Source organism: Halomonas sp. ND22Bw, assembly GCF_003011945.1.
Taxonomy (GTDB): Bacteria; Pseudomonadota; Gammaproteobacteria; order Pseudomonadales; family Halomonadaceae; genus Halomonas; species Halomonas halophila.
In genome coordinates this window covers 313,965-327,379 of record NZ_PXWD01000003.1, presented here as the reverse complement: position 1 = coordinate 327,379, position 13,415 = coordinate 313,965, and the positions used below count along the sequence as shown (strand labels likewise).

Below are 13,415 nucleotides of genomic sequence, written 5' to 3'. Positions count from 1 at the left end.
TGTTGCGCTGGTCTCGAACGAGGTCAGTTCAGCAGCGAGCGCAGCCCGGCGATGGCGTCCTTGCCGCGGGCCTGCTTCTTCTCCGGATCCTCGCGGTCGGCCCGGCCTTCCCACTCCAGGGCATCTTCCGGCAGCTCGTCGAGGAAGCGGCTCGGCGTGCAGTCCATCAGCTCGCCGTAGGCCTTGCGCTGGCGCGCCAGGGTCATGGTCAGGGTGCGCCGCGCCCGGGTGATGCCCACGTAGGCCAGTCGTCGCTCCTCCTCGACGGTGCCGACCTCGATGGCGTTGCGGTGCGGCAGCAGCTCCTCCTCCAGCCCCATCAGGTAGACGTGGGGAAACTCGAGGCCCTTGGAGGCGTGCATGGTCAAGAGCTGCACGCGGTCGGAGTCGTCCTCCTCGGCCTGCTGCTCGAGGATGTCGCGCAGCACCAGCCGCGAGATCGCCGCCTCCACGCCGTCGGTCTCGGTGGCCGTGCTGGCGGTATCCTCGTCGGGGTCGCGATCCATGGACTTCTCGAGCTGGTCGATCAGTGTCCAGACGTTGGCCATGCGCCGCTCGGCGATGGTCGGGGCGCTGGCATTCTGGTAGAGCCAGGCCTCGTAGTCCATTTCGCGCAGCATGTCGCGGATGGCGGCGATGGCGTCGCCGCCGTCCATGCGCCGACGTACGCCCTCGATGAAGTGCGTGAAGCGGCCCAGCCGCTCCACCGCGCGAGTGGGGAGCTGTTCGGCCAGCCCCAGCTCCTGGCAGGCGGCGAACAGCGAGCCACCGCGCTCAGTGGCATAGTTGGCGAGCTTCTCCAGGGTACTCGGGCCGATCTCGCGGCGCGGCACGTTGACGATGCGCAGGAAGGCGTTGTCGTCGGCCGGATTGATCAGCAGCCGCAGGTAGGCCATCGCGTCCTTGATCTCGTTGCGCGAGAAGAAGGAGGTGCCGCCGGAGAGCTTGTAGGGAATCTGGTAGTGCTGCAGCTTGAGCTCCAGCAGCCGGGCCTGGAAGTTGCCGCGGTAGAGCACCGCGAAGTCGCGCCACTCGGCGCGCTCCTTGATGCGCCGGGTGAGGATCTCGCTGGCCACCCGCTCGGCCTCGGCTTCCTCGTGGCGGTTGACCACCACCCGGATCGCCTCGCCCTGGCCCATGTCCGACCACAGGGTCTTCTCGTAGACGTGAGGATTGTTGGCGATCAGGGTGTTCGCCGCGCGCAGGATGGTGCCGGTGGAGCGGTAGTTCTGCTCGAGCTTGATCACGTTCAGGCGCGGGAAGTCCTCGCCCAGGGTCACCAGGTTCTCGGGCCGCGCGCCGCGCCAGGCGTAGATCGACTGGTCATCGTCGCCCACCACGGTGAAGGTCTGGCGCTCGGCCATCAGCAGCTGCACCAGCTGGTACTGGCTGACGTTGGTGTCCTGGTACTCGTCCACCAGCATGTAGTGGATGCGTTTGCGCCACCGGGAGAGCGCCTCCGGATCGTCACGCAGCAGCGTCACCGGCAGCAGGATCAGGTCGTCGAAATCCACCGCGTTGTAGGCCTTGAGGTGGCGCACATAGGCCTCGTAGACCCGAGCGGCGAACAGCTCGTCCTCGCTGTCGGCATGGGACAGCGCCTGGCCGGGCAGCACCAGGTCGTTCTTCCAGTTGGAGATGGCCGCCTGGACCTGGTTGATCTGGTCCGCGTCGACCTGGGCATCCTTGTTCATCAGGTCGCGCAGCAGCGCCTTGGCGTCCTCGGGGTCGAACAGCGAGAAGCCCGGCTTGTAGCCCAGCGCCTTGAGCTCGCCACGGATGATGTTGAGGCCCAGGGTGTGGAAGGTGGACACCGTCAGGCCGTGGCCCTGGCGACCCTGGAGCATGCTGCCCACCCGCTCCTTCATCTCGCGAGCGGCCTTGTTGGTGAAGGTCACCGCGGCGATGCGCCGGGCACTCATGCCGCACTCCTGCACCAGGTAGGCGATCTTGGTGGTGATCACGCTGGTCTTGCCCGAGCCGGCGCCGGCCAGCACCAGGCAAGGCCCGTCGATGGCGCGCACCGCCTCCTGCTGGCGCGGGTTGAGCTTGGCGATGCGGCTGGCGATGCTCTGGGTCATGGCTCGTTCCTCGGTGCGGCGATCGACTCGCTGTCGGGAAGACCGGCCCCCGGAAGCCCGGCGCCCGGGAGGCCGGCCCCCACGAACTCGAGCTGGCGCCAGGCCTCGAAGACCAGCACCGCGGCGGCATTGGACAGGTTAAGGCTGCGGCTCTCGGCCAGCATGGGGATGCGCAGGCGCTGGGTCTCGGGCAGGGCATCGAGCATCGGCTGGGGCAATCCGCGGGTCTCGGGCCCGAACACCAGGGCGTCGCCCTCACGGTAGGCGGGCTCGTGATAGCCGGTACGACCGCGGGTCGAGACCGCGAACACCCGACTCGGCGCCACCTCGGCGAGGAAGGCCGCCCAGTCGGCATGCACCCTGACGCGGGCCCACTCGTGGTAGTCGAGACCGGCGCGGCGCAGGCGCTTGTCATCCAGGACGAAGCCCAGCGGTTCGATCAGGTGGAGCCGGAAGCCGGTGTTGGCACACAGGCGGATCAGGTTGCCGGTATTGGGCGGTATCTCGGGCTGATAGAGCACCACGTCGAGCATCGATCACTCCGGAAGAAGGCTGGGCCGATGATGGACAGGGCCGACAACGGCCTCGGGCCCCGAAACGGGGCCCGAGGCACGACCGAACGCGACATCGCCCCTAGAAGACCAGCCGCACGCCGGCATGGGCTCCACTGTCCAGGGTCCGGGTACCGCCGGGCCGGTCGAGGTCGGCGCGCAGGCGACGATAGCCGACATAGGCATCCACGTTGCGCGTGACGCCATAGCGTGCCCGCAGGCCATATTCCAGGCTTCGTTCGAGGTCGCCGGCGCTCACCACGCCCGGGGTATAGAAGCCATAGCCGCCCAGCGAAAGCGCCGGCACCTGCGGCACATAGGCATAGCCGTAGCCCCCCAGGCCCAGGCCACCTCCGTCGCCGGCATCGGTATCCAGCTGGGTCCAGCGGGCGCCGACGCCGATGTCATAGCGACGAGTGCGCTCGACCCCCAGCACCTCGGCATGCACGGCCTGGGTATCCACGCGATCCTCGCTGTCGAGGAGACCGCCACCCACGGCGATGCCCGGAGCGACCTCGCCGCTGGCGGCGAACTGCACGGCCTCGTCGCTCAGGTTCAGATCCAGGCTGCCCGCCTGGCAGTTCAGGGTCGCCAGGGCCAGACCGAGGCCGCCCAGCCACGCCATCATCGCTTTCATGATCACATCTCGTCTCGTCAGGAGTGGTTCTGCACGCCGTAGCGATCGCGGTAGGCGCGGATTGCCTCGGCGTGGCCGCGCAGTTCGTCGCCGGCGTGGACCTCGAGGTACTCGAGCACCATGTCCAGGGTGACGATGCTCACCACCGGCATGCCGTAGGCGGCCTCGACCTGCTGGATGGCGCTGCGCGGATCGCTGTCATCGCCGCCGCGCTCCTGGCGGTCCAGGGCCACCACCACGCCGGCGGCTTCGGCGCCGGCGGCCTCGATCAGCCCCATCACCTCGCGGATCGCGGTGCCGGCGGTGATGACGTCGTCGATGATCAGGATGCGGCCGGCAAGCGCCGCACCGACGATGTTGCCGCCTTCACCGTGGGCCTTGGCCTCCTTGCGATTGAACGCATAGGGCAGGTCGCGGTCATGATGATCCGCCAGCGCCACCGCGGTGGTCGCGGCTAGGGGAATGCCCTTGTAGGCCGGACCGAACAGCACGTCGGTCTCGAGGCCGCTGTCGGCGATGGCCTGGGCGTAGAAGCGGCCCAGCTGCGCCAGGGCGCGACCGCTCTTGAACAGGCCGGCATTGAAGAAGTAGGGGCTGGTGCGCCCGGACTTGAGGGTGAACTCGCCGAAGCGCAGCACGCCCTGCTCGATGGCGAACTCGATGAAGGCCTGCTGATACGGTTGCAGGGTCGATGCGGCCACGGAGCCTCCTATCACGTCTATTGGCGGACGCCATTTACCCAAACGTCGAAACGTCGGGTATCATACACGCGCGACGCAAAAGGGACCATGTATGAAAATCGCCACCATCAATGTGAACGGCATCCGAGAGGCGGTGGGTCGGGGCTTTCTCGACTGGCTGGCCAACCAGGATGCCGATGTCATCTGCGTGCAGAATCTCAAGGCCAAGAGCTTCGAGCTCGACGACAGCATCCTCTATCCGGAGGGCTACGAGGGCTACTTCCTCGACGCCGAACAGGACGGCTTCTCGGGCGTCGGCCTGTACTGCCGCAAGATCCCCAAGGCGATCATGTATGGCCTCGGCTTCCCCCAGTGCGACCATGAGGCGCGCTTCCTGCAGGCCGACTACGACCGTTTCAGCATCGCCAGCTTCCTGATGCCCGACGGCAGCGATCCGGCCGCCAAGCAGGCCTTCATGGCCCAGTACCAGGAATACCTGTCGAAGATGGCCCGCAAACGCCGCGAGTACATCATCGCCGGCACCTGGCACATCGCCCACAAGACCATCGACCTGGAGAACTGGGCCGACAACCAGACGACCCCCGGCTTCAAGCCCGAGGAGCGCGCCTGGATGGATCAGGTGCTCGGCCCGACCGGCTTCATCGACACCTTCCGCGAGATCAACCGCGACGCCGGCGAGTACACCTGGTGGCCGGCGCTGGATCAGGACCAGCCTCGGGAACGCCAGGAAGGCTGGCGCGTCGACTATCAGCTGGTCGGCCCCAACTTCCGCCGCCACGTGGTGGACGCCTGGATCGACTACGACGCGACCTTCTCCGAGTACGCGCCGCTGATCGTCGAGTACGACCTGCCGCTGTAACGCGTCTCCCTTCGTCGCCGTCATGCCCAGGCATGACGCAGCACGCCGGCCCGAGGGCCGGCGTGCTGCGTTAGGGAAACACCGATTGCCTGCCGCGCTCCCCCGAAGAGGAACGCTATCAGCCGCGGATGCCCAGCGCCTCGCGCTGATGCGCGAACAGCGAGGCGCCGGCCTGCTCGGCCAGGTCGAGCATGGCATTGAGCTCGGCGCGACTGTAGGTGCCGGACTCGGCGGTGCCCTGCACCTCGATCAGCCCGCCGCCCTCGGCCATCACCACGTTCATGTCGGTGCCGGCGCGGGAGTCCTCGGGATAGTCCAGGTCGACCACCGGGACGCCGTTGTAGATGCCGACCGAGACCGAGCTGATCAGCTGATGGAAGGGATCGCCCTTGATCAGCTTCTCGCGCTGCAGGTAGCGCACGGCGTCGATCAGCGCCACGCAACCGCCGGTGATCGACGCCGTGCGGGTGCCGCCGTCGGCCTGGATGACGTCGCAGTCCACGGTGATGGTGTACTCGCCCAGCTTCTTCAGGTTCACCGCCGCGCGCAGCGAGCGGCCGATCAGCCGCTGGATCTCCAACGTGCGACCGCCCTGCTTGCCGCGGGTCGCCTCGCGACCGCCGCGAGTGTGGGTGGCGCGGGGCAGCATGCCGTACTCGGCGGTCACCCAGCCCTGCTTCTTGCCGCGCAGCCAGCGCGGCACGCCGGCCTCGACGCTGGCATTGCACAGCACCTTGGTATCGCCGAACTCGACCAGCACCGAGCCCTCGGCGTGACGGGTGTAGTCGCGGGTCAGGCGGATCTCGCGGGGCTCGTCGGGGGCGCGTCCGCTGGGACGCCGGAAGTCCTCGGCCATGGCAGCTCTCTCGCAATCGAAAATGGATGGCCCGCCATTCTACACGGCCTGACGGGGGAATCGGTTACACTGACTCGCCCCGACCTCGACCGACCCGCAAGGAGTTCCCCCATGGTGCACAGCATGACCGCCTTCTCACGGCAGGATCGCGATGCCGCCTGGGGCCGGCTGCAACTGGAGCTGCGGTCGGTCAACCAGCGCTATCTGGACCCGCACTTCCGCCTGCCCGAGGCCCTGCGCGACCTGGAGCCCGGCTTCCGCGACGCGCTGCGAAACCGCCTGGCCCGCGGCAAGGTCGAGTGCACGCTGCGCTTCGAGCCCGCCGAGCGCCGCGCCGAGGCCAGCGTCGATCACGCCAAGCTTCGTGTCCTGGGCGCGGCGCTGAGCGAGGTGCGCGAGGCCGTGCCCGAGGCGCCGATGCCCGACGCCCTGGCGCTGCTCGATCATCCCGGCGTGCTCGAGGCGCCCGGCCTCGACCTCGAGGCGATCAAGGCCGAGGCCAACGCCCTGTTCGAGGCGGCCCTGAACGACCTGATCGCCGGCCGCGCCCGGGAAGGCGAACAGCTCGCCGAGCTGATCCGCGAGCGGCTGGTCGGCATCCGCGCCCAGGTCGACGAGGTCCGCCGCCTGCTGCCGACGATCCTCGAGCGTCAGCGCACCCAGCTGCTCGAGCGGCTGGCCGAGATGCGCACCGAACTCGAGCCCCAGCGCCTGGAGGCCGAGCTGGTGTTGCTGGCCCAGAAGGCCGACGTGGCCGAGGAGCTCGACCGGCTCGAGACCCACGTCGGCGAGGTCGAACGCCAGCTCACCCAGCGGGGGCCGATCGGTCGCCGCCTGGACTTCCTGATGCAGGAGCTCAACCGCGAGGCCAACACCCTGTCGTCGAAGTCGGTGGTCGCCGAGACCACCCGCTGCGCGGTGGAGCTCAAGGTGCTGATCGAGCAGATGCGCGAGCAGATCCAGAACATCGAATGATGCCACGGCCGCGAACAGGCCCCTTCGCTTCCTAACGACGGCTGCGTTATACTTTTGTAGTAATTTTACGCGACCCTGACACCGTCAGGGTCTTTTTTATTTCCCCGAGGTTTCCCATGTCGACACCCTCTGCCGGCGCCACCGCGCGCCATCCCCGCCTGGCCGAGCTGGCGCTGGCCCTCGGCGGCTTCGGCATCGGCACCAGCGAGTTCGTGATCATGGGCCTGCTGGAGCGGGTCGCCGGCGCCCTCCAGGTCGCCTCCGCCGACGTCGGCTACGCCATCTCCAGCTACGCCCTGGGCGTGGTGGTCGGCGCACCGCTGATCTCGGCCCTGGCCGCCCGGGTGCCGCGCCGCACCCTGCTGATCGTGCTGATGCTGGTGTTTGCCGTCGGCAACGTCGCCAGCGCCCTGGCCACCTCGTTCTGGCCGTTCGTCGGGCTGCGCTTCCTGGCCGGCCTGCCCCACGGCGCCTACTTCGGCGTCGCCGCCCTGGTGGCGGCCAATGCGGTGCCCATCGAACAGCGCGCCCAGGCGGTGAGCCGGGTGATGCTGGGCCTGACCACTGCCATCCTGGTCGGCGCGCCATTGGCCACCTGGGCCGGCCAGTGGCTGGGCTGGCAGAGCGCCTTCCTCGGCGTCGGCGCCATCGCCCTGACCACCGCGGTGCTGATCCGCCTGTGGGTGCCGAGCCAGGCGGCCGATCCCCATGCCAGCCCCAAGCGCGAGCTTTCGGCGCTGGTCAAGCAGCGGGTGCTGTTCACCCTGGGCGTGGCCAGCATCGGCTTCGGCGGCATGTTCGCGGTATTCAGCTACGTGGTGCCGACCCTCTCGGCCCAGGCCGGCATGCGCGAAGCCATCGGCCCCTGGGTGCTGACGATCTTCGGCATCGGCACCATCGTCGGCAACCTGGTCGGCGCGCGGCTGGCCGACAAGAACCTGCTCAAGGCGATCCCCCGCATCCTGATCTGGTGCCTGGTGGTGCAGGCCGGCTTCTTCTTCGCCGCCAACCACCTGATCGCCGGGCTGCTGTTCGTCGGCCTGGTGGGCACCAGCATGGCCCTGGGCCCGGCGCTGCAGACCCGGCTGATGGACGTCGCCGGCGACGCCCAGACCATGGCCGCCTCGATGAACCACGCTGCCTTCAACTGCGCCAACGCCCTGGGCGCCTGGCTGGCGGCGGTGGTGATCAAGGGCGGGGCCCCCTGGTCGGCCAGCGGCCTGGTCGGCGCCGTGCTGGCGCTCGGCGGGCTGGCGATGTTCTTCACCGGGCGCTACCTGGAGCGCCGCGAGGCGAATGCCGCCGTGGCCTGAGGCTGGGGCGAGGGCGACAAGTATGCGATACTTCGCGCCCTCCTCCGCAGCCGTCGATATCGCAGGATCCACCATGCCCCAAGGTACGCTCTTCATCGTTTCCGCCCCCTCCGGCGCCGGCAAGACCAGCCTGGTGCGCGAACTGATCGAACGCCTCGACGGCATCCAGGTCTCGGTGTCCCACACCACCCGGCCCCGCCGCGAGGGCGAGGTGGACGGCGTGAACTATCACTTCGTCGAGCGGGCCGAGTTCGAGCGCATGATCGACGAAGGCGACTTCTTCGAGCATGCCCGGGTATTCGACAACTACTACGGCACCTCGCGGCGCGCCGTGGAGGAACTGCTGGCGGCCGGCCAGGACGTGATCCTGGAGATCGACTGGCAGGGCGCCCGCCAGGTCCGCGAGCAGCTGCCCGACGCGGTCTCGATCTTCATCCTGCCGCCGTCCCGGGAGGAGCTGGAACGCCGCCTGTCCGGCCGCGGCACCGACGAGCACGCCGTGATCGCCTCCCGCATGCGCGAGGCGGTCAGCGAGATGTCGCACTACGACGAGTACGACTACGTGGTGATCAACGACGACTTCACCACCGCCGAGCAGGAGCTGCAGTCGCTGGTCATCGCCCGGCGCCTGACCACCGAACGTACCCGCGAGCGCCACGCCCCGCTGCTGGCCTCGCTGCTCGCCTGAGCCCGGCCGCGGCGCTTGTCAGGCGCGCCGGGCGTCGAGTAATCTAACCCCTCTATTCATCGGTGAATCCCCGGGGCGCAGCCGCGCCGGCCGGGGCTTCGCCCGTCAGCATTCAGGAAGGCATCCATGGCGCGTGTTACCGTCGAAGACTGTCTGGAAAACGTCGAAAATCGCTTCAAGCTGGTGATGATCTCCACCCAGCGCGCTCGCCAGCTGGCCCGCGGCTCCCGCGATGCCCTGCTGCCCTGGGAAAACGACAAGCCCACGGTGATGGCGCTGCGCGAGATCGCCGATGGCCTGGTCGATTCCAGCGTGCTGGACGAACCGATCGAGGCCGCCCCCGTGCGTCCGCGCCCCGAAGGCGAGTCGGGCATCCCCGCCGAGGAGTGATGCCGGCGTCGCCGCCATCCGCACGGCCATCACGCAACCTTCAGGGCACGCCGCATGTTCACCATCGATGACCTGGCCGACCGCCTCGGCGGCTACCTTCCTCAGGACGAGATCCAGCAGGTCAAGCGTGCCTTCTACTACGCCGAGCAGGCTCACGACGGCCAGCGCCGTCGCTCCGGCGAGCCCTATGTGACCCACCCCCTGGCGGTGGCCAACATCCTGGCCAACATGCACATGGACCATCAGAGCCTGATGGCCGCCATGCTGCATGACGTCATCGAGGACACCGGCGTCTCCAAACAGGCCCTGGGCGAGCAGTTCGGCGAGGCCGTGGCGGAGCTGGTCGACGGCGTCTCGAAGCTCACCCAGATCACCTTCGAGGACAAGGCGGTCGCCCAGGCCGAGAACTTCCAGAAGATGGTGATGGCGATGTCCCGGGACATCCGGGTGATCATCGTCAAGCTGGCCGACCGACTGCACAACATGCGTACCCTGGGCGCGCTGCGCCCGGAGAAGAAGCGCCGCATCGCCCGCGAGACGCTGGAGATCTATGCCCGGGTCGCCAACCGGCTGGGCATCAACACCATCCGCGTCGAGCTCGAGGACCTCTCCTTCCAGGCGATCCATCCGATGCGCGCCGAGCGCATCAAGCGCGCCGTGGCCAGCGCCCGCGGCCATCGCCGCTCGGCGATCCGCCAGGTGCAGGACACCCTGCAGAACAGCCTCGACGAAGAGGGCATGACCGGCTCGGTCATGGGCCGCCAGAAGCACCTGCTGTCGATCTACCGCAAGATGCGCGACCAGAAGAAGTCGTTCGCCGAGATCATGGACGTGTTCGGCTTTCGCATCATCACCGACGACGTCGACAGCTGCTATCGCATCCTCGGCATGGTCCACAACCTCTACAAGCCGGTGCCCGGGCGCTTCAAGGACTACATCGCCATCCCCAAGGCCAACGGCTACCAGAGCCTGCATACCACCCTGTTCGGCAGCGGCGGCATGCCCATCGAGGTGCAGATCCGCACCCGCGAGATGGAGGCCATGGCCAACAACGGCATCGCCGCCCACTGGCTGTACAAGGCCGGCCAGACCGACCATCCGATCGCCGAGGGCAGCCATGCCCGGGCGCGCTCCTGGATCAAGGGCCTGCTCGAGATGCAGCGCCACGCCGGCGACTCGCTGGAGTTCATCGAACACGTCAAGAACGACCTGTTCCCGGACGACATCTACGTGTTCACGCCCAAGGGCGACATCATGGAGCTGCCCCAGGGCGCCACGGTGATCGACTTCGCCTACAGCGTGCACACCGATATCGGCAACAGCTGCATCGCCTGCCGTATCGACCGCCATCTGGCGCCGCTCTCCACCCGCCTCGAGAGCGGCCAGACGCTGGAGATCATCACCGCGCCCGGCGCCAGGCCCAGCCTGGCCTGGCTCAACGTGGTGGTCACCGCCAAGGCGCGCTCGGCCATTCGCCACGCGCTCAAGCACCAGCAGCACACCGAGGCCGTCCAGCTCGGCCGCCGGCTGCTCAACAAGGCACTGGCGGAGTTCGAGACCAGCCTCGAGGAACTGCCCGGCGGGCCGATAGCCACGCTGCTGGCCGAGCTGGAGCTGAAGAGCCAGGACGCTTTGCTGGAGTCGATCGGCCTGGGAGCGCGCGTCGCCCACGTGGCCGCCCGACGCCTGGTCGACTTGCACCACGGCGAGCAGCTGCCGACCGCGGAGACCCCGCACCGGCAGGGGCCGATCGTCATCAGCGGCGCCGAAGGCATGGTGATCAAGTTCGCCCGCTGCTGCCACCCGCTGCCCGGCGATCCCGTCATCGGTCATCTCTCGGTGGGCAAGGGCATCGTCGTCCACCGCACCGAGTGCCGTAACCTGGCCGAACTCAAGAGCGACCCGGACAAGCTGTTCGCCCTCGAGTGGTCCGACCAGGCCGATGAGGACTTCCCGGTGCCGCTGCGCCTGGAGATCGAGAGCCGCCGCGGGCTGGTGGCGGAACTGGCCGGCCTGGTCACCGACGCCGATGCCAACATCGAGCGCATCGGCATCGAGGAGCGCGACGCCCGGCTGTCGATCGTCAACCTCACCGTCTCGGTACGCAACCGCGTGCACCTGGCGCGCATCATCAAGCGCCTGCGCAACCTGTCCCACGTCGGCAAGATCACCCGGCTGGGCAACTGACCCCCGGCGCCCCCGCCCGTCGCGGTCGCGGCGGGCGGGGGCGCCGTCATTGGACACTTCCCCATCATCGCCAACAACACATGGAGCACACCATGAGCAACAAGGCCGTCATCAACACCGACCAGGCACCCGCCGCCATCGGCCCCTACTCCCAGGCCATCAAGGCCGGCAACACCGTCTACATGTCCGGCCAGATCCCGCTGGACCCGGCCACCATGGAGATCGTCTCCGACGACTTCGAGGCCCAGGCCCGTCAGGTCTTCGCCAACCTGAAGGCCGTCGCCGAGGAGGCCGCCGGCGGCCTCAAGGACGTGGTCAAGCTGAACCTCTACCTGGTGGACCTGGACAACTTCGCCATCGTCAACGGCATCATGGAAGAGTTCTTCGACGCGCCCTACCCGGCCCGTGCCGCCGTCGGCGTCAAGGCCCTGCCCAAGGGCAGCCAGGTCGAGGCGGAAGCCGTGCTGGTCATCGGCGACTAAGGAAAGGCTGATTCATTGCTGCGCTCGAGATTCTGGCCGCCGGCGGTGCTCGCTATCCTCATGTAGCAGGCTACACTCCGGTAGCTGCGCTCCGGCGGCGACCAGCCTCTCATCGCTCGCGACATGAATCCGCGCTTTCCGTTACCTCTCTGAAGAGAGCCTTCCTACCATGCGCCTGTTTCTGGCCCTGGTACCGCCGCCGGCCCTGCGCCGGCGGCTCGGCGTTCTGGCCGATACCGCCCGCTCCCGCTGCGGCGGCCGGCGCATGCCGGACGACGGCTTTCATCTCACGCTGGCCTTCCTCGGCGAGCAGCCCGACGCCCAAGCCACGGCCATCGCCGACTGGCTGAAGCGCTTCACCCTGCTTCCCGGCCGCTGGCGGCTCGACCGCTGGGGCCAGTTCCGCCGCCCGGGCATCGTCTGGGTCGGCGGCGACGCCCCCGATCCAGCGCTCGGCGCCCTCCAGCATCAGCTCTGGAACGGGCTCGAGCGGCTCGGCGTCGAAGGACGCCCCGAGCGCTTCGTGCCGCATGTCACCCTGCTGCGCCGAGCCGAGCGACCACCCGCCCCCGACCTGCCGGCCGTGGCGCTGGACTGGACGTATTCCCGTGTCGAATTGATCCGCTCGACCGTCACGCCCCGGGGCAGCCGCTATGCGTGCCTGGCGCGCACGCCCGGGCCGCTCCCGGACGTGTCGACCGACGGTCGGAAGGACGAGGAACGCTAGGTGGTGGCCTCGGGCAGGTAGCCGCCCTCGCGCAGCACCTGCAGATAGCCCTCGCGGAAGGTGGGGAAGCGGAAGCGATAGCCGCTCTCGAGCAGGCGGGCGTTGTCGCAGCGCTTGCTGGCCCGGCGGCGCAGCGGCGACTGGATGGTCTCGGTGGCCTCGACCTTGAGCTGCCTGGCCAGCCAGGTCATCACCTCGTGGAGCGGCGCCGGCTCGCAGTCGCTGGCCAGATAGAGCTCATGCAGCGACTCGCCGGCCAGCGCCCGCCCGATGAGATGGGCCAGCACGCCGGCGCAGTCGTCGCGATGGATGCGGTTGGAGTACATCGGCGGCGTGGCGGCGGCGATGCGTCCCTCGCCGACCTGGCGGATCAGGCGATCGCGCCCCGGCCCGTAGATGCCGGAGAAGCGCACTACCGACCCGGGCAACGCGTGATCGATCAGCGCCTGTTCGGCCTCGCGCATCAGCGCGCCGGAGAAGCCGGTGGGTTCGGTGGGGCTGGCCTCATCCACCGTCTCGCCGCCCTGCTGGGCGTAGACGCTGGTGGAAGAGACGAAAAACACGTGCTTCGGCGGGCGCTTGCGGCCACCGAACTCGGCGAGCACCGCCTTGAGTCCATCCGGGTAGGCCGCCCGATAGGCCTCTTCCTCGAAGCGGTCGGCGCTGACCACATAGACCAGAATATCCGCATCCGGCAGCTCGGCCAGCGCCGTCGCGTCGCCGAGATCCGCCGAGATGCCCTTGAGGCCGGTATCGGCCAGCCTGGCGGCATCGCGGCGCACCCCGATGACCTTGTGGCCGTCGGCCTTGAGCGCCTGCCCCAGTGTCGTACCGATGTCGCCGCAGCCCAGAATCAGCGTCGTTGTCTTCACCTTTCCCTCGCCCCCTGATAAAAAGTCCCTATGACCCTTGGGGTGCCCTATGGATGGGGCCCGCGACACACTGACAATCGAGGAAGCCCCGGCACC

14 protein-coding genes are annotated in these 13,415 nt (G+C 68.4%); 8 read left to right on the top strand and 6 right to left on the bottom strand.

What is annotated here, in order from left to right:
* Positions 1 to 23 precede the first annotated feature (23 nt).
* The 4 genes from rep to pyrE all read right to left on the bottom strand — a co-directional run bounded on the left by rep (position 24) and on the right by pyrE (position 3,970).
* Positions 24 to 2,081 carry a DNA helicase Rep gene (gene rep, locus CVH10_RS06570; RefSeq protein WP_035594333.1) on the bottom strand — a complete coding sequence of 686 codons (2,058 nt, stop codon included), beginning with the start codon at positions 2,079 to 2,081 and terminating at the stop codon, positions 24 to 26.
* Positions 2,078 to 2,614, bottom strand: coding sequence for a tRNA (uridine(34)/cytosine(34)/5-carboxymethylaminomethyluridine(34)-2'-O)-methyltransferase TrmL (trmL, locus tag CVH10_RS06565; protein WP_106488157.1), 537 nt, complete (start codon positions 2,612 to 2,614; stop codon positions 2,078 to 2,080). The genes rep and trmL overlap by 4 nt, the downstream gene beginning before the upstream one ends.
* 100 nt (positions 2,615 to 2,714) lie before the next feature.
* Positions 2,715 to 3,269, bottom strand: coding sequence for a YfaZ family outer membrane protein (locus CVH10_RS06560; RefSeq protein WP_106488211.1), 555 nt, complete (start codon positions 3,267 to 3,269; stop codon positions 2,715 to 2,717).
* A 17-nt stretch (positions 3,270 to 3,286) separates the two neighbouring features.
* Positions 3,287 to 3,970: an orotate phosphoribosyltransferase gene (pyrE, locus tag CVH10_RS06555; RefSeq protein ID WP_106488156.1), complete on the bottom strand. Its 684-nt coding sequence runs from the start codon at positions 3,968 to 3,970 to the stop codon at positions 3,287 to 3,289.
* A 91-nt stretch (positions 3,971 to 4,061) separates the two neighbouring features.
* On the opposite strand from pyrE, the gene CVH10_RS06550 reads away from it, so the two are divergent.
* Complete coding sequence (locus CVH10_RS06550) at positions 4,062 to 4,829, top strand: exodeoxyribonuclease III (RefSeq protein ID WP_106488155.1); 768 nt, start codon at positions 4,062 to 4,064, stop codon at positions 4,827 to 4,829.
* Positions 4,830 to 4,947: 118 nt separating this feature from the next.
* Here CVH10_RS06550 and rph read toward each other — a convergent pair whose 3' ends face one another.
* Entirely contained in the window at positions 4,948 to 5,685 is a 738-nt protein-coding gene (gene rph / locus CVH10_RS06545; protein ID WP_035594347.1) for a ribonuclease PH, read from the bottom strand.
* A 111-nt stretch (positions 5,686 to 5,796) separates the two neighbouring features.
* Between rph and CVH10_RS06540 the strand changes: the two genes are divergently transcribed.
* The 7 genes from CVH10_RS06540 (at position 5,797) to thpR (ending at position 12,447) form a co-directional block, all read left to right on the top strand.
* Entirely contained in the window at positions 5,797 to 6,660 is an 864-nt protein-coding gene (locus CVH10_RS06540; protein WP_106488154.1) for a YicC/YloC family endoribonuclease, read from the top strand.
* 116 nt (positions 6,661 to 6,776) lie between these two features.
* Complete coding sequence (locus CVH10_RS06535) at positions 6,777 to 7,973, top strand: MFS transporter (protein WP_106488153.1); 1,197 nt, start codon at positions 6,777 to 6,779, stop codon at positions 7,971 to 7,973.
* A 73-nt stretch (positions 7,974 to 8,046) separates the two neighbouring features.
* Positions 8,047 to 8,661, top strand: coding sequence for a guanylate kinase (gene gmk, locus CVH10_RS06530; RefSeq protein ID WP_035594417.1), 615 nt, complete (start codon positions 8,047 to 8,049; stop codon positions 8,659 to 8,661).
* A 126-nt stretch (positions 8,662 to 8,787) separates the two neighbouring features.
* Positions 8,788 to 9,051, top strand: a complete 264-nt coding sequence (rpoZ, locus tag CVH10_RS06525; RefSeq protein ID WP_035594420.1) for a DNA-directed RNA polymerase subunit omega — start codon at positions 8,788 to 8,790, stop codon at positions 9,049 to 9,051.
* Positions 9,052 to 9,105: 54 nt separating this feature from the next.
* Positions 9,106 to 11,238 carry a bifunctional (p)ppGpp synthetase/guanosine-3',5'-bis(diphosphate) 3'-pyrophosphohydrolase gene (locus tag CVH10_RS06520; RefSeq protein WP_106488152.1) on the top strand — a complete coding sequence of 711 codons (2,133 nt, stop codon included), beginning with the start codon at positions 9,106 to 9,108 and terminating at the stop codon, positions 11,236 to 11,238.
* A 92-nt stretch (positions 11,239 to 11,330) separates the two neighbouring features.
* Entirely contained in the window at positions 11,331 to 11,720 is a 390-nt protein-coding gene (locus CVH10_RS06515; RefSeq protein ID WP_016855923.1) for a RidA family protein, read from the top strand.
* Between the two features lie 169 nt (positions 11,721 to 11,889).
* Positions 11,890 to 12,447: an RNA 2',3'-cyclic phosphodiesterase gene (gene thpR, locus CVH10_RS06510; protein ID WP_106488151.1), complete on the top strand. Its 558-nt coding sequence runs from the start codon at positions 11,890 to 11,892 to the stop codon at positions 12,445 to 12,447.
* Here the strand turns inward: thpR and CVH10_RS06505 are convergent.
* Positions 12,444 to 13,319, bottom strand: coding sequence for an SDR family oxidoreductase (locus tag CVH10_RS06505; RefSeq protein ID WP_106488150.1), 876 nt, complete (start codon positions 13,317 to 13,319; stop codon positions 12,444 to 12,446). The two genes, thpR and CVH10_RS06505, sit on opposite strands and share 4 nt — an antisense overlap.
* Positions 13,320 to 13,415 lie beyond the last annotated feature (96 nt).

Coding starts and splice junctions, on each gene's coding strand:
- rep (WP_035594333.1), bottom strand. CDS start 2,081: ATGACCCAGAGCATCGCCAGCCGCATCGCCAAGCTCAACCCGCGCCAG.
- trmL (WP_106488157.1), bottom strand. CDS start 2,614: ATGCTCGACGTGGTGCTCTATCAGCCCGAGATACCGCCCAATACCGGC.
- CVH10_RS06560 (WP_106488211.1), bottom strand. CDS start 3,269: ATGAAAGCGATGATGGCGTGGCTGGGCGGCCTCGGTCTGGCCCTGGCG.
- CVH10_RS06550 (WP_106488155.1), top strand. CDS start 4,062: ATGAAAATCGCCACCATCAATGTGAACGGCATCCGAGAGGCGGTGGGT.
- rph (WP_035594347.1), bottom strand. CDS start 5,685: ATGGCCGAGGACTTCCGGCGTCCCAGCGGACGCGCCCCCGACGAGCCC.
- CVH10_RS06540 (WP_106488154.1), top strand. CDS start 5,797: ATGGTGCACAGCATGACCGCCTTCTCACGGCAGGATCGCGATGCCGCC.
- CVH10_RS06535 (WP_106488153.1), top strand. CDS start 6,777: ATGTCGACACCCTCTGCCGGCGCCACCGCGCGCCATCCCCGCCTGGCC.
- gmk (WP_035594417.1), top strand. CDS start 8,047: ATGCCCCAAGGTACGCTCTTCATCGTTTCCGCCCCCTCCGGCGCCGGC.
- rpoZ (WP_035594420.1), top strand. CDS start 8,788: ATGGCGCGTGTTACCGTCGAAGACTGTCTGGAAAACGTCGAAAATCGC.
- CVH10_RS06520 (WP_106488152.1), top strand. CDS start 9,106: ATGTTCACCATCGATGACCTGGCCGACCGCCTCGGCGGCTACCTTCCT.
- CVH10_RS06515 (WP_016855923.1), top strand. CDS start 11,331: ATGAGCAACAAGGCCGTCATCAACACCGACCAGGCACCCGCCGCCATC.
- thpR (WP_106488151.1), top strand. CDS start 11,890: ATGCGCCTGTTTCTGGCCCTGGTACCGCCGCCGGCCCTGCGCCGGCGG.